This window comes from Rhizobium sp. P28RR-XV (assembly GCF_012641385.1).
Lineage (GTDB): Bacteria > Pseudomonadota > Alphaproteobacteria > Rhizobiales > Rhizobiaceae > Rhizobium.
In genome coordinates this window covers 127,995-148,212 of sequence record NZ_JABAIG010000010.1, presented here as the reverse complement: position 1 = coordinate 148,212, position 20,218 = coordinate 127,995, and the positions used below count along the sequence as shown (strand labels likewise).

General features: G+C 59.9%; 23 protein-coding genes. 9 read left to right on the top strand and 14 right to left on the bottom strand.

Features of this window, described 5'->3' with window-relative positions:
- The first annotated feature begins 141 nt into the window (after nt 1-141).
- Together HGP12_RS21885 and HGP12_RS21880 are read left to right on the top strand one after the other, a co-directional pair.
- Entirely contained in the window at nt 142-729 is a 588-nt protein-coding gene (locus HGP12_RS21885; RefSeq protein ID WP_168842669.1) for a DUF1214 domain-containing protein, read from the top strand.
- Nucleotides 722-1,270 (top strand): DUF1254 domain-containing protein, encoded by a 549-nt coding sequence (locus HGP12_RS21880; RefSeq protein ID WP_168842668.1) that lies wholly within the window; start codon nt 722-724, stop codon nt 1,268-1,270. The genes HGP12_RS21885 and HGP12_RS21880 overlap by 8 nt, the downstream gene beginning before the upstream one ends.
- Before the next feature lie 139 nt (nt 1,271-1,409).
- Here the strand turns inward: HGP12_RS21880 and HGP12_RS21875 are convergent, their stop codons facing one another.
- On the bottom strand, nt 1,410-1,577 hold the full coding sequence (locus HGP12_RS21875) for a hypothetical protein (RefSeq protein WP_168842667.1): 168 nt from the start codon (nt 1,575-1,577) through the stop codon (nt 1,410-1,412).
- A gap of 522 nt (nt 1,578-2,099) precedes the next feature.
- On the opposite strand from HGP12_RS21875, the gene HGP12_RS21870 reads away from it, so the two are divergent.
- Nucleotides 2,100-2,306: a hypothetical protein gene (locus HGP12_RS21870; protein ID WP_168842666.1), complete on the top strand. Its 207-nt coding sequence runs from the start codon at nt 2,100-2,102 to the stop codon at nt 2,304-2,306.
- A 451-nt stretch (nt 2,307-2,757) separates the two neighbouring features.
- Nucleotides 2,758-3,765, top strand: coding sequence for a DUF2336 domain-containing protein (locus tag HGP12_RS21865; RefSeq protein ID WP_409526862.1), 1,008 nt, complete (start codon nt 2,758-2,760; stop codon nt 3,763-3,765).
- A gap of 7 nt (nt 3,766-3,772) precedes the next feature.
- On the opposite strand, the gene HGP12_RS21860 is transcribed toward HGP12_RS21865, so the two are convergent.
- From HGP12_RS21860 to HGP12_RS21850, 3 genes are all read right to left on the bottom strand, one after another.
- Nucleotides 3,773-4,132, bottom strand: a complete 360-nt coding sequence (locus tag HGP12_RS21860; protein WP_168842664.1) for a DUF1491 family protein — start codon at nt 4,130-4,132, stop codon at nt 3,773-3,775.
- A gap of 94 nt (nt 4,133-4,226) precedes the next feature.
- Nucleotides 4,227-5,261 (bottom strand): peptidoglycan-binding protein, encoded by a 1,035-nt coding sequence (locus HGP12_RS21855; RefSeq protein WP_168842663.1) that lies wholly within the window; start codon nt 5,259-5,261, stop codon nt 4,227-4,229.
- Entirely contained in the window at nt 5,233-6,780 is a 1,548-nt protein-coding gene (locus tag HGP12_RS21850; protein ID WP_168842684.1) for a sensor histidine kinase, read from the bottom strand. Before HGP12_RS21850 ends, HGP12_RS21855 begins: the two co-directional genes overlap by 29 nt.
- Before the next feature lie 470 nt (nt 6,781-7,250).
- Between HGP12_RS21850 and HGP12_RS21845 the strand changes: the two genes are divergently transcribed.
- A complete protein-coding gene (locus tag HGP12_RS21845; RefSeq protein ID WP_168842662.1) occupies nt 7,251-7,715 on the top strand; it encodes a DUF5330 domain-containing protein in 465 nt (154 codons plus the stop codon).
- 130 nt (nt 7,716-7,845) lie between these two features.
- Nucleotides 7,846-8,268 (top strand): SufE family protein, encoded by a 423-nt coding sequence (locus HGP12_RS21840; RefSeq protein WP_168842661.1) that lies wholly within the window; start codon nt 7,846-7,848, stop codon nt 8,266-8,268.
- A gap of 75 nt (nt 8,269-8,343) precedes the next feature.
- Here the strand turns inward: HGP12_RS21840 and HGP12_RS21835 are convergent, their stop codons facing one another.
- The 8 genes from HGP12_RS21835 to HGP12_RS21800 all read right to left on the bottom strand — a co-directional run bounded on the left by HGP12_RS21835 (nt 8,344) and on the right by HGP12_RS21800 (nt 15,273).
- Nucleotides 8,344-8,775, bottom strand: a complete 432-nt coding sequence (locus HGP12_RS21835) for a MucR family transcriptional regulator (RefSeq protein WP_047627360.1) — start codon at nt 8,773-8,775, stop codon at nt 8,344-8,346.
- Between the two features lie 532 nt (nt 8,776-9,307).
- Nucleotides 9,308-9,673, bottom strand: a complete 366-nt coding sequence (gene mnhG, locus HGP12_RS21830; RefSeq protein ID WP_168842660.1) for a monovalent cation/H(+) antiporter subunit G — start codon at nt 9,671-9,673, stop codon at nt 9,308-9,310.
- Entirely contained in the window at nt 9,673-10,050 is a 378-nt protein-coding gene (locus HGP12_RS21825; protein WP_168842659.1) for a cation:proton antiporter, read from the bottom strand. The genes mnhG and HGP12_RS21825 overlap by 1 nt, the downstream gene beginning before the upstream one ends.
- A complete protein-coding gene (locus HGP12_RS21820; RefSeq protein ID WP_168842658.1) occupies nt 10,047-10,520 on the bottom strand; it encodes a Na+/H+ antiporter subunit E in 474 nt (157 codons plus the stop codon). Before HGP12_RS21820 ends, HGP12_RS21825 begins: the two co-directional genes overlap by 4 nt.
- Nucleotides 10,517-12,079: a Na+/H+ antiporter subunit D gene (locus tag HGP12_RS21815; RefSeq protein ID WP_168842657.1), complete on the bottom strand. Its 1,563-nt coding sequence runs from the start codon at nt 12,077-12,079 to the stop codon at nt 10,517-10,519. The genes HGP12_RS21820 and HGP12_RS21815 overlap by 4 nt, the downstream gene beginning before the upstream one ends.
- Nucleotides 12,080-12,083: 4 nt before the next feature.
- Nucleotides 12,084-12,461 carry a Na+/H+ antiporter subunit C gene (locus tag HGP12_RS21810; protein ID WP_168842656.1) on the bottom strand — a complete coding sequence of 126 codons (378 nt, stop codon included), beginning with the start codon at nt 12,459-12,461 and terminating at the stop codon, nt 12,084-12,086.
- Entirely contained in the window at nt 12,461-12,880 is a 420-nt protein-coding gene (locus HGP12_RS21805; RefSeq protein ID WP_168842655.1) for a Na+/H+ antiporter subunit B, read from the bottom strand. The genes HGP12_RS21810 and HGP12_RS21805 overlap by 1 nt, the downstream gene beginning before the upstream one ends.
- Nucleotides 12,877-15,273 carry a putative monovalent cation/H+ antiporter subunit A gene (locus HGP12_RS21800; RefSeq protein WP_168842654.1) on the bottom strand — a complete coding sequence of 799 codons (2,397 nt, stop codon included), beginning with the start codon at nt 15,271-15,273 and terminating at the stop codon, nt 12,877-12,879. Before HGP12_RS21800 ends, HGP12_RS21805 begins: the two co-directional genes overlap by 4 nt.
- A 345-nt stretch (nt 15,274-15,618) precedes the next feature.
- Here HGP12_RS21800 and HGP12_RS21795 point away from each other — a divergent pair, with 345 nt between their 5' ends.
- Nucleotides 15,619-16,134: a hypothetical protein gene (locus tag HGP12_RS21795; protein WP_168842653.1), complete on the top strand. Its 516-nt coding sequence runs from the start codon at nt 15,619-15,621 to the stop codon at nt 16,132-16,134.
- Here the strand turns inward: HGP12_RS21795 and trhA are convergent.
- A complete protein-coding gene (gene trhA / locus HGP12_RS21790; RefSeq protein WP_168842652.1) occupies nt 16,109-16,777 on the bottom strand; it encodes a PAQR family membrane homeostasis protein TrhA in 669 nt (222 codons plus the stop codon). The genes HGP12_RS21795 and trhA overlap by 26 nt on opposite strands.
- 301 nt (nt 16,778-17,078) lie before the next feature.
- Between trhA and HGP12_RS21785 the strand changes: the two genes are divergently transcribed.
- Nucleotides 17,079-17,945: a VOC family protein gene (locus HGP12_RS21785; RefSeq protein WP_168842651.1), complete on the top strand. Its 867-nt coding sequence runs from the start codon at nt 17,079-17,081 to the stop codon at nt 17,943-17,945.
- 99 nt (nt 17,946-18,044) lie between these two features.
- Nucleotides 18,045-19,214 carry an AI-2E family transporter gene (locus HGP12_RS21780; RefSeq protein WP_168842650.1) on the top strand — a complete coding sequence of 390 codons (1,170 nt, stop codon included), beginning with the start codon at nt 18,045-18,047 and terminating at the stop codon, nt 19,212-19,214.
- A 12-nt stretch (nt 19,215-19,226) separates the two neighbouring features.
- On the opposite strand, the gene HGP12_RS21775 is transcribed toward HGP12_RS21780, so the two are convergent.
- A complete protein-coding gene (locus HGP12_RS21775) occupies nt 19,227-20,018 on the bottom strand; it encodes a polysaccharide deacetylase family protein (RefSeq protein WP_168842649.1) in 792 nt (263 codons plus the stop codon).
- Nucleotides 20,019-20,218 lie beyond the last annotated feature (200 nt).

Genomic DNA, 20,218 nt, shown 5'->3' with positions numbered 1-20,218 from the left:
GCTGGTGTTTCGGCCGCAAGCTGCCGTGTTAGCTCATCGAGAGCATCCTGTATGACTGCAGCCTGAAAGCGGCTCGCCCTTCCCCCTACCGACAGAATCAGGAATAAATCGATACTGATTTGTCACGAGGACGATCCTAGGGTGTTCCGAGTTCCCCTTCTTGTTGCGCTTTCGCTTGTCATCGCCTTTGGTGGCGGGATCGTGTTCACGCTCCTGGCGCTGGATGCGACCTCCGGTTTCGGCGCGATCAAGCTCGGTGCCTGGCAGGCCTTTCCGGAAATGCAGACGGCCGATGCGGACCCTTATGCGAAATCCCACAGGGCTCGCGCCGGGCGCTTGCTCTACGGGACCGCGGAAGGGCTCGTGTTTACCGCCTCCGATGACGATGCCGGCGCGCGGCTGACGGCATCTTGTCGCTATCGCATCAGCGGCCAGACACCACCGGCGAGGCTTTGGACGCTGTTTATCGCGGGCAATGACGGCCGACCGATCGAAGGCGCCACCGGACGTCCTTCCACCATCAATTCCTGGATCGTCCTGCGCAATGCGGATTCAAGCTTCAGCATTACGGTTTCATCGAATGCGCAGGCGGGCAACTGGCTTGCCCCGCCCCCTGCCGGCAATTTCCGCCTCGTGTGGACGCTGCTGGATTCGCCGGCCGCCGGCAATTCCGGTCTGATCGATCTCGGTATGCCGAAACTCGAAAAAATCGGGTGCGGCAATGTTTAGATTCGTTTTCGCGATCCTGACCGGTCTCTTCGGCGCGGCGCTGCTGCACATTGTCATCATCCTCTCCTTGCCGCATTTCTCCGACCGCGATGCCTATACCCGCGTATCGGACGAGGGCGACGAGAACCATTTCTACATGCTCGACGACAAGGATGACGAGGCGGGGCTTTCCAACACCGATCCCTTTATCCGTACCGCCGTCTGCGCATTCGATATCGAGGACATCCCTGTTCATCTCACCGCGAAAGGCAAAGTGCCGTTCTGGTCGCTCGCCGTCTATGATGCCGCATCGAATGAAGTGTTCAGCATGAGCGACCGCACGTCCGTCGGCGGTGCGCTCGATTTGCTGCTCGCATCTCCCGTCCAGCTTACGGGCATACGCAAGGCATTGCCGCCAGCTCTCGCCCAATCGATCCTGGTGGAAGTGCCGCGCTCCCAAGGCTATGCGGTGCTGCATACGATGGCGCCGCAAGGCAGCTTTGATAACGCCGCCCGAGAATTCCTGTCGGAAGCGGGTTGCGACGAATTCGACAATGGCTGAGATTGACTGGGGCCGAGATAACTAGGCTTCGGGCGGCAGGGGATTTGCGTGACGATACGCGTCGTCTCGCCGCGATGGGAGACGGCTGATCTATATTAGCAACCGGGAGATGCGCGCATGGACGCGCGCCACCCGGGCATCACTTTCCTTTTGCACGCTTCGGCCCGGCTCCCGGTCGATGGGTGGGCGTATCCAGATGTTCGTAGCGCACGCCGGTAAACAAAAGGATCTTTGCTTCCACCGGCTCCTTCTGGGCGCGCGGCGTCATGCGCAATCGCCAATCCAAAAGAGATATGATCTTTGCCATTCTCGTCTCCATTTACGTCTCGAGACGGATGAACTTGCGACTTGATTTCACCCTGCCCGCCGCTGAAGCGGGCTAACGCTTCCCTCCATTCCAGCCTTGTTCGCTGGGCTGCAATAGAGGCATTCGCGTCTTCTCACGGCATTTCCCTTACACCGTGGCATGGCCTGCCGTTTGCGGCCTCCATGCTCCCTTACACACAATCATATTCTGCCAATCGCTGCTTTCAGCCGGAATTCAGACATATCGCAGTTAACAGAATGCTAATCACAGTCGCTCGTCACCCTTGGCACGAGTCGCCATGCCCTAATAACGCTGCGACAACGACTTTGGTTTCATCGATCAGTGAAAAATCGCCAGAACCGATTTCGCTAAAAAATCAAGTGATATCATATTATTAGGTTAAATAGTGGCGTTGCCGGCAAATGGAAATTCAGCCGATCCGTTGCAGAAAAACGTCACGCAAATATTATTTGCGCTCACAAAAAATTAACGTATTGTAATGTGGAAATTCGAGGGCGATCAATGAATATGGCGGGCAGTTCCGTCTTTTCTCCAGAGGATGTCACCGTTCTGCGCGGCGCGCTTGACGAGTGGTGCCTGGAAAAGCGGGTCGATATAAAAAGTGCCGAAGCCGAGTTCGCGGCCACCGCCGCGATTGGCCTTTTTCAATCGGGCTACAACACCTCGGAAAAGTTGCTCGCCGCCATGCGCGAGCATAAAGGCATCTGAACTATCCTCACTCTTATCGCGGCACCGGCCGAAGCTCAGACTGCGTTTTGCGGGCATGGAAGCATGCCTCCCGCGACCTTTTCAACCAAAACCCTCATAGGTTGAACACTCATACTGGCGCGCGTTCTGCGCAAGCTTATCCACAGGGGCTCTTCCGTTAAGCCGCCGCGGATGCGGCCGATGTCGGGCAGTCGCCCCCACGCAAGCTTAACGCGTAATTTTTATTCGGATTTTAATAAAGTTTTCACGAACCATTAACCTTGGCGGCCTTAGTCTTTCGCGAAAGCCAGATAAGGACGACCGTGTCCATACCCGTTTCGACAATCGCCGCCGAAGACGCCTTCTTCATCGAAAGGACCGTCCGGCACGATCGGAAGGAAGCGTCGCGGTATCCATGGTCGACCGTCCGGCTCCCTGCTTTTTTGTTCCGAGTATCAGTATGGGTGTTGGCGTGCGTGACCGGTTTCGAGACCTTGAAGAGCCTGCGACAGTCCGCAAGAAGGACGTGGTTCTGATGGCGACGATCACCAGCTTCGAAGGCATGGGGCATCCATCCAAATCGGAACTCCGCCAATTCGCCGAGCTTTTCACGCCCGTCTTCCAGGCGTCGTCAGAGGAAGCAAAGCGACAGGCGGTCGCCGCCCTCTCCCAATGCCAGACAGTGCCCCAGGCGGTTGCGCTGTTCATCGGCTGTCAGCCGATCTCCATCGCCGCCCCGTTCCTCACGAGCTCGCAGGCGATCGACGACGATACGCTGATCACCATCGCCCGCACGCAGGGCGCCGCCCACGCGCGCGCCATCGTCCGCCGGTCGTCTCTCTCCCCCAAGGTCATCGACGCTCTCGTCGGCCTGCACCAGGCCGAGCCCGAGCGCGGCATGACAGTGCCGGAGCAGCAAACGGACGCTGTTTCGACGCAGGCAGAGATAACGGAAACCGAACGGCTGTCGCGCGAAGAAGTATTGCGTCAGCAGATCAAGCAGGCTGCCCGCCATATGGGACGCGACGACAAGGATCGTCTCGGCCTGCGCAGCCTCAGCGAAATGCAGGAAGCCCTCCTCGTACGTTTCGCTCGCGAACGCGATGCGCGGCAATTTGCAACAACGCTTGCCGACGCGCTCTCCTCCAGCCACTGGCTCGCGGAGCGCATCCTGCTCGACACGTCGGGCCAGCAGCTCGCCGTCACGCTCGTCAGCCTCGGCATGGGCATTGCGGATGCCGTTTATTCGCTCGAGCGCTTCTATCCGCATCTGGCGGAACGACACGGAAGCGTCAGCCGGGCATGGCTGGTGCTCGACGACATGGATGCGGAAGAAAGCCAGGCCCGCGTCGAGGCGTGGCGCCGCGCCGACAGCTACACCTATCTGCCGCAGGAAAAGCCGGCACAACGGCCTGCAGCGCCATTATTTGGCGCGAAATCAGGCTCCATCCGCGAATTGCGGGTCGCAAACCGGCGGTAGAGACGGCTCAATCGAGCGGATTGGCGCGCAAACCGGCCATAGGGACGATATCGGCGATATCATCCGTCTCCAGCTCGACGATCCACAAATCCGGATCGAACTTCAGCTCGCGATCGAGGGTCTCGCGGATATCCTGCGGCTCCTTTCGCTCGGTGCGGATTTCGAAGAGCCGCGTTCCGCTCTCCTCCCCATCGAACAGGCTCTGCGGAGCAGGCGCATAAAGGGTTTCCGTTCCATCGCGGAAACGCTGCCGAATGAAGATCGCGCCCGCATGCTCTTCGCCCTTTCGTTCGACGGCGGCAAAATCGCCGCGGGCGAACAGGCGACGGACAAGAGCGGAAACAAAGATGTCGCTACGCAATCTCATAGGCGAGCTATAGCGACGAGAGGCGGCCAAGGCAATTCATGCTGGCTCGGCGCGCATTGATGTGCAGAGTTTGCAGATATGTTCCCGGCAGGCTTCAGAGCGCGCCGATGTCCTGCAGTTTTTTCAGCACCGCCACGTTCGGCTCGCCGGTCTCCGGCAGACTATAGTGCTTCTGGAAGCGGCGGATGGCTGCCTTCGTTTGCTCGCCGGCAACGCCGTCGATGCTGACATTGCTGTAGGCAATGTTGCTCAGGCCTTTCTGGATCTGCATGACCAGATTGACCTTGTTGACCGCATCGCTCGGGGCAGCCTTTGCCGCGACGGCGCCGGTCTTCAAATTCTTCTCCGCATTCAGAATGGCGGCGGCGACCGGATCGACGGCATCCGCGCGGGCGGAGACATTGACGGGACGCTCGGCAGGCACGGCGGCAGCACCTGCCCTGCCGCCTGCCGGCGTCGTGTCGGCGGCATTGCCGGCCTTCAGAGCTGCCAGTAGCTCTGGCGTCGGCACGCCGGTCTGTGCCAGACCCGAGGCTTCCTGGAAGAAGAGAATGGCTGATGTCGTGCGCGATCCAGGCTTTCCGTCGGCAACACCGTCATAAAGCCCGCGACGGATCAGTTCCGCCTGCACATCGGCAACCAGCTTCGATGGAGCAGCGGATGGCTGTGCCGAGGGCAGGCTCGCTACCTGACCGCCTGACGCGGGTATGGCTGGATCGGAAGCCGAACCCTGCCGCTCTATCCGGAACGTCGTGACGTTGCCAGCATCGGCCTGCTGTGCATGCAGGAACGATCTGCGGCCGGGAATCTGATAGGGCGAGCCGGGATCACGGGTGCGCAGCATGGGCGATGGGTGCGCGCCCGTCTGGTACCAAAGTGCGTTCGCGGTTACGAAGCCGAAAACACCGAAGAAAAGTGCCACACCGCCGGCAATGACGGGATGACGACCGACCGCACCGCCGATCAGACCGGCAAGTGCGCCCACACCGCGAAGGCCGAGGCCACCCAGCGCAGTACTGCCGCGCAGGCTCAGGCTGCCCAGGGCAACCGCTCCACGAGAAGCAAGACCAGGCTGCTTGGGCCTGCCCTTTGCTCTTCCCTTAGGCGATTTTCGCTTTTGCGGGGCCATTCATCCCTTCCTTGTTTCGCCCTTCGTTCGTCTCCGTTGTATGTTTCAGGCGTGGCGGAAAATCGACGGGGCGATTGACATCCACAGACTGTTGCATCGCCCCGACCCCCGAGCCGTCGAACGGGATCAGGATGGTGATCACCGTGCCCTCGCCCGGCGCGCTGGCAATGGAAAAGTTTCCGCCATGCAGGCCGACGAGGCCCTTGACCAGCGAAAGGCCGAGACCGGTGCCAGCATATCGGCGCGTATAGTCGTTCTGGATCTGCACAAAAGGCTGACCAAGGGAGGCCAGCCGCTCGCTTGCGATGCCAATCCCGGTGTCGCCGATCGACAGCTTCAGCATGCCATCGGTCAATGCCGCATCGATGGTAATCGCGCCGCCCGCATCGGTGAACTTGATGGCATTGCCGACGAGGTTGATGAGGATCTGCTGGATGGCACGCTGATCGGCAACGATATCGCCGAGGCCGCGCTGGACGCGGCTCGTCAAGGTCAGCCCCTTCTCTTTCGCCTGCAGGCCCAGCATCGCTTCGCATGTCGCGATGGATTCCTCGATCGAGAAGGATTCGAGCAGCAATTCGTAGCGGCCCGCCTCGATCTTGCTCATGTCGAGCATGGTGTTGACCACCGACAACAGATGCGCTCCCGACTGGCGGATCAGGCCGACATATTCGCGCTGGCGGTTGTTTTCGAGCTTGCCGAAATATTCTCCGCTGAGGATGTCGGAGAAGCCCAGGATCGCATTGAGCGGCGTGCGCAGTTCATGGCTGACAGCGGCAAGGAAACGCGATTTCGCGTCGTTGGCCGATTCCGCCTCCGCAGTCTTGCGGGCTGCGTCTTCACGAAGCTGCTGATCCTGAGAGATGTCGCGCAGCTGGCTGACGATCGCCGTCAGGCGACCCTCGCCGTCGCGACGAGCCGTGAGCTCCATGCGGACATGGACGAACTGTGCGTCGCTGCCGGCAATCGCGGAGCGTTCAAGGCGCAGACCGACGCCGTAAGAATCCCTCCCCTGACGAAGCACATCGATCGCCTGCAGGAAGACAATGCGATCCGAGACGTGGATCTGCTCGACGAAGCCACGGCCCGTCGGATCACGCATCCAGCTCAGGAATTCGACACGGTCACGACCGCCGATGGTCGTCACGTTTCCTTGCGGATCAAGCAGCAATACCAGGCCGAAGGCGGCTTCCAGCATCAGGTCGCGGTGCTCGACGACGACTGCCTCCGCGGGAACGGATGACGGTCGCTGACGCGACAGCGCTATGCTGCCGACGGCTGAAAACAGGAAAGCGGCGCAGACCGTGGCGACACCCACGGGCAAAGCCACGGCCGGGCTGGTAACGAAGGAGAGCCCTGCGGGAACAGCAAAGAGGGCGACGGAGGAGACGAGCGCAAGCCGGCGAAGGATCGCCTGTTCCTGTCCACGGACTTCGCCATTCCCGCTCGTCCGGGAGAGCCAGCTTCTGCCCACCCGGTCTACGAAGGCTCCAGCCCCGACAGCCATGTCACTCAACATGTCACTCAATACGCGCACACTACAACCCGTCAAAACGGTCACTTATTGGACTGCACAATAGGCCTCGCGGGCTTAAAGAAAGAATAAAGGAGGAACGCGCCGGATGCTCCAAAAGGCTCCAAAATCCCGTTTTGGCGCAGAATGCGGGACCTTTGTTTTTTGTGGTTAACAGCGGGTAAGCAACGGATTTTATTCATATTTCCGCCACGCGTTAACTTTTGTGACAAGGCGGAAGCGCGCAAAGCCCTGCATATCAACAGGATCAGGCGAGACATGCTTAACAGCAAACGCTACAATTTGATCTAAATCCGGCTCGAATTTGGAAAGCTAAAATTTGAATCAAATTAGCGGAAAATGCAGCCGAGTTTTGAAAAGCGATGTTGTCCTCTGCCGGATAGGGTTCAAGTCACATCGGGCGGGTCAGTCCGAATCGGCGACCGGGCCGAACGCAAGAGAGGATGGGCAGGGCAATGTGGTTTCTGATTAGAGCAGGGTTCTGGTTTTCGCTGGTTCTGATGTTCCTGCCGATCTTCGCAAAGCCCCAGGGCGATCCGCGGCCGGCAGGCGAACCGACGATGCAGGTTTCCGACGCAATTTCGGCTGCCTCGGGCGTCGTTCAATATGTCGGCGCCATGTGCACCGAGAAGCCGGATGTCTGCGTAAAGGGCGGCGAAACGCTGACCGCCCTCGGATATCAGGTTGGCGACGGCGCCCGCGTCGCCTATGACATGCTCGGCCGCCACTTCAAGGATCAGCAAGCAAATGCATCCGCTGATGCCGCATCGGCTCAGGCAAGTGCCGATCAGGTCGCCGCCATGGCTCAGCCGATGCCGGCCAGGCACGTGACCGGCGCCGAAACGGCCGACGTGGCCGTTACCGGCACGGTCCGGCTGCCATCCTCCGTTCCGCTGCCGACGCCTCGCCCACGCATCTGACGCTTCCTCCAATGGCCCCTGCCTGAACGCCGTGACCAGTCCATGTCCCGGCGTTCTTTTTTTGTCACGGGTTCAAATCGCCTGTCACTTCGCCTATATCCAAGGCATATGGACAATCTGGATCATTGCAATGGCATCGCTTGAAAAGATCATCGACGACTTTTCCTTCCTGGACGACTGGGAGGATCGCTATCGCTACGTGATCGAACTCGGCAAGGCACTGCCCGATCTGCCGGAGGACAAGCGGACGCTGAAAAACAAAGTGCAGGGCTGCGCCAGCCAGGTCTGGCTCGTGACACACGCGTCCGGCGATCCCGAGAACCCAATCCTTACGTTTGAAGGCGATTCCGACGCCCATATCGTGCGCGGCCTGGTGGCGATCGCGATGGCCACCTATTCGGGCAAGCCCGCCTCTGAAATCGCTGCGCTCGATGCACTCGATGTCTTCGGCAAGATCGGTCTTGTCGAGCATCTTTCGTCGCAGCGCGCCAATGGGCTGCGGTCGATGATCAAGCGTATTCGGGAGGAAGCCCGCGTCAGAGCCGCGGCATAGGCTCGGATTTACGGCATCCTTAGACAAAAACCCGGCTCGAAAGCCGGGTTTTTCTTTGGTTCAGCAATGAAGCTCTCAACGGCTGCCGCGCTTGCGGCGCTGGCCGAGGCCCATTTCCTTTGCAAGGCGCGAACGGGCTTCCGCATAGGCCGGTGCTACCATCGGGTAGTCGGCGGCCAGATCCCACTTCTCGCGATATTCTTCCGGCGAAAGACCATGATGGGTCATAAGATGGCGCTTCAGCGACTTGAAGCTGCCGCCACATTCCAGGCAGGTGATCTGATCATCCTGCACGGATTTGCGAACGGATACGGCCGGCTTCTGCTTTTCGACCACGGTTACGGCAGGAGCCGGAGCCGAGGTGTTGCTCAAGGCGGAATGTACGTCGGAAATCAAGTTCGGAAGGTCGCTGACCGGTACGACATGGTTGCTGACATAGGCCGCAACGATGTCGGCAGTCAGTTCAACCAGTAACTCCTGCCCGTTGCCAAGGGCCGCATCTGTCATTGTGTTCTCCTGTTCATCGGCTTGCTTGCCGCGCCGCGCCTCCAAAAAGAGAGCGCAGGACACAGCGTTGCTGTATAATCTGCGCCTGACTTCGAAAATCTGCTGATTCCGAAGTTTCCCAGCGCCGAGCAATTCGCGCAAACGTATTGCTCGTATTCGTAGCAGCCATCAGCAAGAAAACGGTGCATAACGCCACATTTCTTATCGCATGAAATCCACCCCTAGACTTCACGCGAGGGAAAACCGCCTCTTGCCGCCTGATATCAGAATTAGCGACCACGACAGCGATCTCTAATCGCTTATCGGAACAAAGTTTTGCTCAGCTTTGTATCAAAGAAAGATAAAAGCATTGAGAGCTTAAACCCGGTCGAGACTAACTTAACATCAGAACTCTACTTGAATCTGAATTAGCACTCTTTACCCAAATGTCCAGTTTTTAATCCCAACATTTCTTCGCAAAAAATTCATCTACTAAAAACTGGGTAACTAATAACGCGAACAGATATTCCTTCATTAACAATTTTTGCGTTTGTTAGCCCTTTTTTTCATTCCCGCGTTTCGCGAGCTGCCCGTGCAGCAACAATTCATCCCGCACTGAAGGCGCGGTTAAGCGATGACCCGCCTTATGCGCTGCCCGTGCAAGAAGATGTGCCGAAATCGGTGCGGTCAATACGAAAAAGACAAATCCGGCCAGCGCCCGCGCCAATATCGACAGGTCCTGCGAATGAATACCGACCGCAAGTAGCAATAGGCCGGAGCCCACCGTGCCTGCCTTCGATGCCGCATGCATGCGGCTGTAGAGATCGGGAAGGCGAACAATGCCGATGGCGGCAATGAGCGAGAACAATGCGCCAACCAATAGAAGCACCGCGACTAGGACAGCCCAAAGCAAATCCATCAGCGCCCTCCTTTTTTCGGCTTGTTCCGCTTGCGCATCTTCTTGCTTTCGGAAGCGCCAATAGTTTCCGGGCGCGCGGCACGTGGTTTCGAAATATCGGATTGCGCCTGCGTCAGGATGAACCGGGCGAAGGCGACGGTGGCAAGAAAACCAACGAGGCCCAGCGAAATGGCAATATCGATGTAGAGCGTGAAGCCGGTCTTGATGGCGATGACGGCAATGAAGCCGATGGCGATAGCCACCAGCATATCGAGCGCCAGAACCCGGTCCGGCAAAGTCGGGCCGGCAACCACGCGATAGACGGTCAACAGGAAGGCGACGCTCAAAATGCCGAGCGCCACCATCGCTGCGGCCGAAACGACGGATGCGGCCATCATCGGAAAGCCTCCATGATGCGGCGCTCGAAGCCGTCGGCAATGCCGCGCCTGATGGTTTCCGGATCGGAGCAATCGAGCGCGTGGACATAGAGTATCTTGCGGTCATCGGAAACGTCGACGGAGAGCGTGCCTGGCGTCAACGTGATGAGATTGGCAAGCAGCGTGATTTCGAAATCGCGGTCGACCGTCAGGGGAAAGGCGAAAATCCCGGGCTTCACATCCATTCTGGGGCTCATGACGGCCACGGCGACCGCCCAGACCGACTTGGCGAGTTCGCATACGAACAGCACCAGGAGTGCAAGGATACGCCGGGCACGGCCGAGATAGAGCACACCTCCGTAAGACGACCGAACGATCGCGAGCGCAATCGCCGCAAGGACGAAGCCGAAGACCAGATTGATGAAGGAAGTGCTGCCGGTTACGGCGACCCAGACGATGGCAAGCAGCAGATTGAAGATGAAGAGGATCATTGGGCGCCTCCTGCCGTGGGGAAGACGGAGTGCAGGTAGGCCGATGGCTGCTCGAGGCCGGCAGCGGCAGCCTGCGTCAGCTGCAGGAGCCATTCCGGAAACAGGCCGAAGCCGATAACCAGCAGCGAAAGAGCAAGAAGCGGCAAAGCAGCCTGCCACCTGATCGGCTCCGCCGCTACGCCGCCGCCCGGCGCGGGACGCCAATAGGCGAGCAGGAACACCCGCGCAAAAACGATCGTGGTCAGGAAACCGGCCAGCAGGATCGTTGCAGCCAGCCACCAGACGCCCGCTGCAAGCGCCGCCTTCACCAGCACGACCTTGGGCCAAAAGCCCGAAAAGGGCGGCAGGCCGCTGATGGCGAAGAAGAGCACCAGCGAGAGGCCGGCAAACCAGCCGCTCCGCCGATAGAGCCCGCCGAGAGCCGCAAGTGAAAAGCTGCCGCCGAGCCGTGCCGCCTGCCCCGCAAGCAGATAAAGCGCGGTCATCAATACCATCGAATGCAGCGCATAGAAGATCGCTCCGCTCAGGCCGTCGGCATTGCCGAGGGCAACGCCTGCCAGAATCGTGCCGATGCCCGATATGACGATATAGCCCAACATGCGGCGGATATCGTTTGCCCCGAGCGCACCCACGACGCCGACAAGCATGGTCGTGATGGCGATGACCGTGACCAGCGGGCCTAGGCCTGCCCGCTCAACGGGCAGCAACATGACCAAAACCCGGATGAGCGCATAGATGCCGACCTTGGTCAGCAGGCCGGCGAATAGGGCCGAAACGGTGATGCGGGGCGTGTGATAGGAAGCCGGGAGCCAGAAATTGACCGGGAAGGCCGCCGCCTTCATGCCGAAGGCCAACAGGAACAAGCCCGCCAATGTCGTTAGCGGCGCATTGTCGTCACCGGCCCTCGCCTTCATGGCGATATCGGCCATGTTGAGCGTGCCGAAGACGGCATAGAGATAGCCGACCGAGACGAGAAACAGCGTGGTGGCGATGAGATTAAGGACGGCATATTTCAGCGCGCCGTCGATCTGCTCCGGCTCCGAGCCAAGGATCAGCAGACCGAAGGACGAGATCAGCAGCACCTCGAACCAGACATAGAGATTGAAGACGTCGCCCGTCAGGAAGGCGCCGCTGACGCCGGCCAGCAACAGCATCAGGAAAGGGAAGAAGCCGTATCGCCGGCCGCTCGCGGTAATTTCGCCGAGCGAGTAGACGCTCGCAAACAGGGCAACGACCGCCGCCGTCAGGGCCATGAGCGCGCCGAAAATATCGACGCTGAAGGCGATGCCGAAAGGCGGCAGCCATCGTCCCATGACCATCGTCACGGCGCCCTGGCTGACGACCTTGTAGAGCAAGGCGGCGTCGATGAGCACCAGCAATACCAGGCCGGGAATAGCGATCGCGGCATGCCATTCGGCGCGGTTGCGCAACATCAGGAGAATAGCACCGAGCCCGATGCACAAGGCGACCGGCAGGATGACCAGCCAATGCCCCACCGGTATCGGCGCGGCAACCAACGCGCGGGAGAGGTCGACTGCAGTATCCGTCGGTCCGGCCATCGCGTCAGTATCCCAAGGGCGGCAGCGGCCGCTCGTCCGGCTCGGCCACCAGCATTTCGCCGGTGTTGTCGGTCTTCAGGTCCTGATAAGCGCGGTAGGTCAGGACAAGCAGAAAGGCGAGGAACGAAAAGGAGATGACGATCGCTGTCAGGATCAATGCCTGCGGCAGCGGATTGGCGGCTGCATTATCAAGCGTGCTCGCCCCTTTCTGGATGATGGGAGGCACTTCGGGAGTAACCCGGCCGGCGGTAAAAAGCAGAAGATTGACGGCATTGCCGAGGATGGCGATGCCGAGCATGATGCGGATCGAGAACTTCGACAGCATCAGATAGATCGCGGCGGCGAAGAAGAGGCCGACGACGACGGCAAAGACAGCCTCCATCAATCCACCTCCCGCTCTTCGAGCGCAAGCGCGATCGAGGTGATGGCGCCGACGACCACGAGATAGACACCGATATCGAAGAGCATGACGGTGGAGAGCGGCACCTCGACGCCGAAGATATGCGGATAGATCCAAAGACCGGTCATGAACGGCACGCCGGAAAAGACGGACAGGAAGCCGGCAACGGTCGCCGCAGCCAAGCCGAAGCCGGCAATCGCCAGCGGATGGAAGACGATCGCGCGCCGGACCGCCGTAACGCCGCAGGCAATGCCATAGATCGCCAGCGCCGAGGTCGCGATCAAGCCGCCGATAAAGCCCCCGCCGGGTTCGTTGTGGCCACGCAGCAGCACGAAAACGGAAAAGAGCAGCATCAAGGCCGTCAGAAATGGCGCGGCGGTGCGGAAGATCAGCGTATTCATAAGCTCTCGGCCTCCATCCCTTCGCCGAGACCGGCCTTCTCCTCAAGATCGGGATCGTTGGCCGCAAGCTTGCGCTCGCCGCCGGCACGGATGCGGATCAGCGCCAGGATCGCGAGGCCGGTCATGGCGACGACGGCAATCTCGCCGAGCGTGTCCGTGCCGCGGAAATCGACGATGATGACATTCACCACATTATCGCCATGCGCGATCAGCTTCGAATATTGATTGAAGAAGGCCGTCAGCGTCAGATCGAACGGTGCTTGGGTTGCTTTCAGCAGCAAGAGAGCAAAGCCGATGCCGCAGGCAATCGCCAGCACGGCATGAGCAATCCTGGCAAGCGGCGGCCGGTGATCCGAAGGCGAGAGGCGCAGGCGCGTCATCACCAGGGCCAGGATCACGACCGAAAGGGTCTCGACCATGAACTGCGTGAAGGACAGATCCGGTGCCCCGAACAAGAGGAAGATGACGGCAACGGCAAAACCCTGAATACCGAGAGAAACGATGGCCGTCAGCCGGTCCCGCGCGAACACGACCGCTGCAACGCCGATGATGGCGATCAGGAAAATCGTCGCCTCGTGCCATTGCAGGTTCGGCCAGGCGGGCATGGTAGGCAATTCGCCATGGATCACGAGAGGGATCAGCAGCATCGCCGCCAGGCAGAGGAAGGTGACGGTGACATAGGTTTCCAGCCGTCCGGGCTGCAGGAAACGCGAGACGCCGTGCGAAAGCCGCACCAGGCCGGAGATAAAGCCGTCGAAACCGCGGTCCGGTCCCGGTCCGAGCATCCGCAGGACAACGGACATGAGAAAACGGGCCTTGTCGAGCTGCCAATAGACAAGGATGCCGATCAGCACGGTCGCGACCGATAGCGCCAAAGGCACGCCGATATGCGGGGCCAGCGAAACCGCGATCTGCACATCTTTGCCGCTGACGGCGCTCGCCGTCGGTGAGGAGATATAGGCGTGCCAGGGAGCTGCGAACAAGGCCGAAGCGATGCCGAGCAAGGCAAGCACCACCGGCCCGAGCCAGAGCAATGGCGGCGCTTCATGCGGATGGCGCGGCGTCTCCGTCTGCGCCCCCAGGAAAGGCTTCAGCGCCACGGCGAAGGCGATGGCGAACATCAGCGCATTGCCGGCAACAGTGATGACCGTCAGGATGATCGCAGCCGGCGATGTCTGGGCCAGCGCGGCATAGATCTCTTCCTTGGCGAGGAAGCCGAAAGCCGGCGGCAGACCGCCCATCGATACCGCCGCAACCAAAGCGGCGGCAAAGGTCAGCGGCATGGCCGAGCGCAGCCCCCCCAGCCGGGTGATGTCGCGCGTTCCGGTCTCATGGTCGACGATGCCGGCGATCATGAACAGGGCACCCTTGAACAGCGAATGCGCCACCAGATAGAGGATGGCGGCTTCGACGGCATAATCCGTGCCGAAGCCGGTGAGCATCACCAGCAGGCCGAGCGAGGAAACCGTCGTATAGGCGAGCTTCAGTTTCAGATCGGTCTGGCGGATCGCAAGCAGGGTTCCGACGAGCAGCGTGGCGGCACCAAAAAGCGGAAGAATGATCTGCCAGGCCGGCGTACCGCCGAGGACCGGATTGAGCCGCATCACAAGATAGACGCCCGCCTTCACCATGGTTGCTGAGTGGAGATAGGCCGACACCGGGGTCGGCGCCTCCATGGCATTCGGCAGCCAGAAATGAAACGGAAACTGTGCCGATTTGGTGAAGGCGCCGCCAAGCACCAGGATCAGAGCCGCAAGATAGAGCGGGCTTGCACGGACGATATCCCCGGCCTTCAAGAGGTCGGACATCGCGGCGATGCCGGTTATCTGCCAGAGCAATAGCAGGCCGGCCAGCAGCAGCAGACCGCCGCCGCCGGTCACGACAAGCGCCTGCAGCGCCGCCCGGCGCGATGCCTCGCGCTGATGGTCAAAACCGATCAGGAGGAAGGACGTGATCGAAGTCAGTTCCCAGAAGACGAACAGCGTCAGGAAGCTATCCGAGACGACAAGGCCAAGCATCGAGCCCATGAAGAGGAAGATGAAGGAGAAGAAGCGTCCGAGATCCGCATGCCCCTTCAGATAGCCGCCGGTGTAGAGGACGATCAGCGTGCCGATGCCGGTGATGAGCAAGGCGAAAGTCAGCGACAGGCCGTCGATCAGCCAGGAAAACCGCAGATTGAGGCTTGGCACCCAGTCGAAGCCGCCCGATTCAACCTGCCCGGCTGCGATGGCCGGAAGGAAACCCACAAAATGAAGGAAGGCGAGCGCTGGGAACAACGCCAAGGGCCAAGCCGCATTATGACCCAGCCGCCGAACAGCGATTGGCGCGATCAATGCACCGAGAAAGGGCAGGCTCAGTGCCAGGAATGTCAGGCCCGCGGTGGCGGCGGCCATGTTCCCCCCTTTGCTGAATGATCATCGAATCCGTCAATACCGGCGCTGACTTGAAGGGATAGGCGAAAGGGCACACTGCCTCAAGCCCTGGCAAAGGAAAACCGGCCGTAAACCACCGAAATCGGTTTTAAAACGGCAACCTCTAGAAGTTGCAAATTCTGAAGCCACGGCAGCTTCGCGAACTGCTTGAGATGAACGGGACAAACCGCCAATTACGCATAGCTCGCAATGAAGCTGTAACGAATTGGCGCTAATTTACGCTCACGTCTTGAATCGCTCTGGAATTTTCGCCGAAAAATGCGCTAATCTTGTTCGGTTTGCAGATCCAGCCTCCCAGGAACCGCAATGCTCGCCCGCCTGATCGCTCTCCTGCTTCTTTCTCCCGTCTCGGCCTTTGCCGCGGATTGGCGATCCTATGACGATGCAGGTCTCGGCTATGCGATTGAGTTGCCGCCGGAATTCCATCCTGCGGCTCCTTCCGGCGATACCGATCGGCTCTCGCTGTCGCCGGCCGACCGCTCGGCGACGCTGCAGGTTTTCGGCACGATGATCGCCCATGGCGACTTTGCGTCGGAAGCGAACGGGCGCGTGGCGCTCGCCAGGGATGACGGCTGGAAGATTTCCTATTCCAAATCGAACTCGCGCGGCATCAGCTTTTCGGGCACCAAGCAGGGACGCATCGTCTATGTGCGCGGCGTCGCGCTCTGCAACGGGGCGGCGGCCTTCTTCCAGATGGATTATTCAAAAACGGATATGCAGCGCTACGACGCCATCGTCATGCGCCTGGTGCGCAGCCTGCGCTCGACCAGGAAGTGCACGCCGACGGCTGAGATCGTCAAAAGCTTTCCGGCGACAGGCTGAAGCAGGTCAGTACCGCCGAATAATGCACGGCGGCCGCGGCGACGACAAAGCCATGCCAGATGGCATTCTGGAAACGCAGCTTTTCCCATACGTGAAAGATCACGCCAAGCGAATAGATCACGCCGCCGATGACGATGAGCAGCATCGAAGCGAATGGGATATGCATGGAAACCGGCTTGGCGACAAGGATGCCGCTCCACCCCATGGCCAGATAGAGCAGGATCGCCAATCGGTCGTAGCGCCCCGGAAACAGACACTTCAGGACGATGCCGAAGGCAGCAAAGATCCAGACGGCGACTAGTACGCCGAGCAGCAGCGGGTCCTCGGCTCCGCGCTCGAGAAAGGGCGTATAGGTGGCGGCGATCAGGACATAGATGAAAGAATGGTCGAAACGCCGGAGAAACCATTTCGTCTTGGACACCGGCCAGAGATTGTAGGTGAAGGACATTCCGAGCGTCAGCACAAGACCAACACCGTAGATCCAGGCGGCCGCAATCCCTCCGTGGGAGCTCCAGACCGTCGCATAGAAGATCAATACGGTCGCGCCGATCAATGCAAAGACGACGCCGACACCGTTGACGATGCTGTCGGCGATAATCTCATAGCGATCATAGGCCCAACGGATGCCTCTGTACTCGGTCATTTCATTCGGTTCCGTTTCCGTCCGAAAACGATCTTTGCACCGGGACGATGAGGACGCAACTGCGCCAAACGAGCGCATCGATCAATCTTCGTAAACATGCGTATCCACTCCATGCGTCAATGAAAAGCGAACGCTCAATCCGCAATTTATAGTCTTCTGTGAACAATCAAAATTCGCCATATCAGAGTGCAAGTACAGCGGGCCAGAGGATCAACCGGCGAAACCCTCCCGCCCGCCGCTGGCGGTCCATTGCCGCCGACGCCGGTTGCTTTTTAGGAATATCGAGGTTGGAACTGACCCCATGACCGAAACCGCCCCTTCCTACGCGCTGACCCGTCCCGCCTATGTCGGTCAGTCGCACCTTGTCGTCAGCGACCTGCCGCTGGTGTCGCGCTTCTACCAGGACATGCTCGGCCTGAAGGCGATCGAGAAAACGGCGAGCGGCGAAGTGCTGGGCGTTGCCGGCCATCCCCTGCTGACGCTGACGACGGATCGGGCTGCGACGCGTGCGCCAAAGACGGCGGCGGGCCTCTTCCATACCGCCTTCCTGATGCCGAGCCGCGTCGAGCTGGCGCGCTGGCTTCGCCATGCTGCCCAAAACAATGTCGTGCTGGAAGGCGCATCGGACCACATCGTCAGCGAAGCCATCTATCTCTCCGACCCGGAAGGCAACGGCATCGAGATCTATGCCGATCGGCCGCACGGGGAATGGACTTTCCACGACGACGGCACGGTCGAAATGGCCACGCTCCGGCTCGATCTGCAGAAGCTTTATGAGAGCGCCTCCGAGGATCGCTGGGAAGGTATGGCCGAGGGATCTGCGATCGGCCATATCCATCTGCAGGTCGGCGACGTTGCCGAAGCCAATGCCTTCTATCGCGATGTTCTCGGCATGAAGGTCATGGCCGCGCGCTATCCCGGCGCAACCTTCCTTGCGACCGGCGGCTATCACCATCACCTCGGCGCCAATACCTGGAACAGCCGCGGCGCCGGTATGCGCTCCGAACATATGACCGGCCTTTCCGACTATACGCTGCGCTTCAACGACAAGGCTGCGCTCGACACGGCCGTCGCTGCCCTGGAGCAGCATGAGATCAAGACCGAGAAACGCGACGGCGGCGTTTCGCTACGCGACCCCTGGGGTATCGGACTGAACCTGATCGCTTGATTCGCCTGAATCGCTCTCGCCCTAAGCCCGTTGCGGAACCGGAACGGGCTTTTCGCGTTTGAGTAGAGAGGCGCTTGTGCCTTCCGGAATCTGCAAGGCATGGAAGTCGACAAAATCGTCACCACGCGGTCGGAAACAACGGTTACACGCGAAGGCAGGACCGACGCGGAACGCAACACATCTCAAGATGAGCGCGACGAAGACAGTATTTTCGATATATCCCACGGATCGATGCGCGGCAGGCTCGATGTCGCCGCATCCTGGGCAACCATAGGCATCTTCCTCATCCTGGCCTTGGCCGGTGTCTACATGATGTCACTGATTCTCATTCCAGTGACGCTCGCGGTCGTCGTCGGCATGATCCTCGGGCTGGCGGCGGAGAAGCTCAGCAAACTCGGCGTGCCCCGCGTCCTGAACGCTATTCTCCTGTCTTCGGCCGTAGCGCTGGTCATCTTCCTCGTCATCAATGCGCTTGCCGGACCGGTTGCCAAGCTCGCCCAGGAAGCACCGGACTTCTTTCAGCGCACCTCAGACCGGCTGATGCCCTATCTCGACCGGTTCAAATGGCTGCATATTTCATCCGAAAGCTTGCAGGGTGGCCCGATGTCGATCAGCACGCTGCTCGAAAACAGCGGCAATGTCCTGCATGTCGTGTCCGCCAACCTGACGCCGGCCATCGTGCAAATCCTGATTTTCTTCGCGGCATTGCTGCTGTTTCTTGCCGGCAGGATGAGCCTGCGCAGGACAATCATCATGGCCTTTTCCACCCGCGCGTCACGGCTGACCGCGATCCGGATCATCAATGCGGTGGAACAGGTGCTCGGCTTCTATTTTGCAACAGCCGCGCTGATCTATGCCGGAATTGGCGTTGCGATGACTGTTATCGCCTATGTTGGCGGGATGAGCGTGCCGGTATTATGGGGCGTCTTCGCTTTCGTTTCGAGTTTCATTCCATTCCTTGGAATCACGACGATGACGATTGCCCTGGCGATCGCCGGTATCGTCACGCATTCCGACATCATCTTCGGCCTCGCGCCCGCCGTCGCGTTTTTTGCCGTGCATCTGGCTGTTGAAAATCTCGTCTTCCCCGCGATCATGGGCCGCCAATGGGAAATCAATCCCTTCGTCGTCTTTCTTGCCATTCTCTTCTGGACATGGATGTGGGGTGCCGTCGGCGCCATGCTGGCCCTGCCGCTGTCGCTAATCATGATGACCGTGATCGACGAGCTGTTCATCGAGGAAAAGGCCCAGCCGCAATTGCCGGGTTAACCCCTTAAACACTCAATTCGTCGTGCCGTCGTCGCCCTTTTCGGGGATATCCTGCAGGCGAACGAACTCCACGCCCTTCGCCTTCAGCGCGAGGATGCTGGCCGCAACCCCCTCGCCCGCCGCATGTGTCGGCTGGTTGATATGGGAGATGATGACGTCGCCGTCCCTGGCGGAGGCATATTGCTTCTCCACCATCTTGGCCGGCAGCAGCGAACCGCTGTCGCCATTCACCGAATAGCCGGCAATCCGATAGCCCATGCCACGGATCTGCGCGATGGCGGAAAGGCTGTATTTCGCGGTCGCGCCGCGAAACCAGCGCGGCTGTGGAATCCCGGCGGCGATCATAGCATCGGCACCGCCCTTGACTTCCTGCGCGACAGCCTGCGGCGAGCCGGCGGCCGGGATGCCGTAGACCCTGGTCGGAATGTCGACGGCCGGAATATGGTTCTGCCCGTGATTTTCCAGTTCGAAGAGATCTGGATTGGCCAGGAAGATGGCGAGCGCATCGGGATTGGTGCGCAGCCAGCGCGCGGTGACGAAGATCGTCGCCGGGATGCGCTGATCGACAAGCGTGCTCAGAATGCGCGGATCGGTCTTGCCCATGCAGGCATCGAAAGTGAGCGCAACACGGGGTGCGCCCTTGCCCGCCCGATTGACGTGCAGATGCGGCTCGACAAGTTTGACGTTCGAGGCCGGCGCCTTCGGCGGCAGTTGCGGCCAACCGGCGGGCGGCTGCTCCGGCTGCGCGGCAAGGACAGCTTGCGCGGCAAGCAGAACCACTAATGTCGGCAACAGGCGTTTCATCAAGGAGGCCACCGGGTTGATCAAGCAAACGAAATCGGGCGGCCGAATGATGATCATTTCAGCCGCAGTGCCCGCCATTATCCGTCAACACGCCGGAAATATGGCAGACCGGCAGGGTTCACGCTCATTTCACATTACAAGTGCGCCGGATATCAAAGCCGCGAAGTCCGGGCTTCAACCAGGCGGCGTCTATGCTACGA

Excerpts from the sequence above, each read along its gene's own strand:
- HGP12_RS21880 (WP_168842668.1), top strand. The coding sequence starts at position 722 with ATGTTTAGATTCGTTTTCGCGATCCTGACCGGTCTCTTCGGCGCGGCG.
- HGP12_RS21875 (WP_168842667.1), bottom strand. The coding sequence starts at position 1,577 with ATGGCAAAGATCATATCTCTTTTGGATTGGCGATTGCGCATGACGCCG.
- HGP12_RS21870 (WP_168842666.1), top strand. The coding sequence starts at position 2,100 with ATGAATATGGCGGGCAGTTCCGTCTTTTCTCCAGAGGATGTCACCGTT.
- HGP12_RS21860 (WP_168842664.1), bottom strand. The coding sequence starts at position 4,132 with ATGAGATTGCGTAGCGACATCTTTGTTTCCGCTCTTGTCCGTCGCCTG.
- HGP12_RS21855 (WP_168842663.1), bottom strand. The coding sequence starts at position 5,261 with ATGGCCCCGCAAAAGCGAAAATCGCCTAAGGGAAGAGCAAAGGGCAGG.
- HGP12_RS21850 (WP_168842684.1), bottom strand. The coding sequence starts at position 6,780 with ATGTTGAGTGACATGGCTGTCGGGGCTGGAGCCTTCGTAGACCGGGTG.
- HGP12_RS21845 (WP_168842662.1), top strand. The coding sequence starts at position 7,251 with ATGTGGTTTCTGATTAGAGCAGGGTTCTGGTTTTCGCTGGTTCTGATG.
- HGP12_RS21840 (WP_168842661.1), top strand. The coding sequence starts at position 7,846 with ATGGCATCGCTTGAAAAGATCATCGACGACTTTTCCTTCCTGGACGAC.
- HGP12_RS21835 (WP_047627360.1), bottom strand. The coding sequence starts at position 8,775 with ATGACAGATGCGGCCCTTGGCAACGGGCAGGAGTTACTGGTTGAACTG.
- mnhG (WP_168842660.1), bottom strand. The coding sequence starts at position 9,673 with ATGGATTTGCTTTGGGCTGTCCTAGTCGCGGTGCTTCTATTGGTTGGC.
- HGP12_RS21825 (WP_168842659.1), bottom strand. The coding sequence starts at position 10,050 with ATGATGGCCGCATCCGTCGTTTCGGCCGCAGCGATGGTGGCGCTCGGC.
- HGP12_RS21820 (WP_168842658.1), bottom strand. The coding sequence starts at position 10,520 with ATGATCCTCTTCATCTTCAATCTGCTGCTTGCCATCGTCTGGGTCGCC.
- HGP12_RS21815 (WP_168842657.1), bottom strand. The coding sequence starts at position 12,079 with ATGGCCGGACCGACGGATACTGCAGTCGACCTCTCCCGCGCGTTGGTT.
- HGP12_RS21810 (WP_168842656.1), bottom strand. The coding sequence starts at position 12,461 with ATGGAGGCTGTCTTTGCCGTCGTCGTCGGCCTCTTCTTCGCCGCCGCG.
- HGP12_RS21805 (WP_168842655.1), bottom strand. The coding sequence starts at position 12,880 with ATGAATACGCTGATCTTCCGCACCGCCGCGCCATTTCTGACGGCCTTG.
- HGP12_RS21800 (WP_168842654.1), bottom strand. The coding sequence starts at position 15,273 with ATGGCCGCCGCCACCGCGGGCCTGACATTCCTGGCACTGAGCCTGCCC.
- HGP12_RS21795 (WP_168842653.1), top strand. The coding sequence starts at position 15,619 with ATGCTCGCCCGCCTGATCGCTCTCCTGCTTCTTTCTCCCGTCTCGGCC.
- trhA (WP_168842652.1), bottom strand. The coding sequence starts at position 16,777 with ATGACCGAGTACAGAGGCATCCGTTGGGCCTATGATCGCTATGAGATT.
- HGP12_RS21785 (WP_168842651.1), top strand. The coding sequence starts at position 17,079 with ATGACCGAAACCGCCCCTTCCTACGCGCTGACCCGTCCCGCCTATGTC.
- HGP12_RS21780 (WP_168842650.1), top strand. The coding sequence starts at position 18,045 with ATGGAAGTCGACAAAATCGTCACCACGCGGTCGGAAACAACGGTTACA.
- HGP12_RS21775 (WP_168842649.1), bottom strand. The coding sequence starts at position 20,018 with ATGAAACGCCTGTTGCCGACATTAGTGGTTCTGCTTGCCGCGCAAGCT.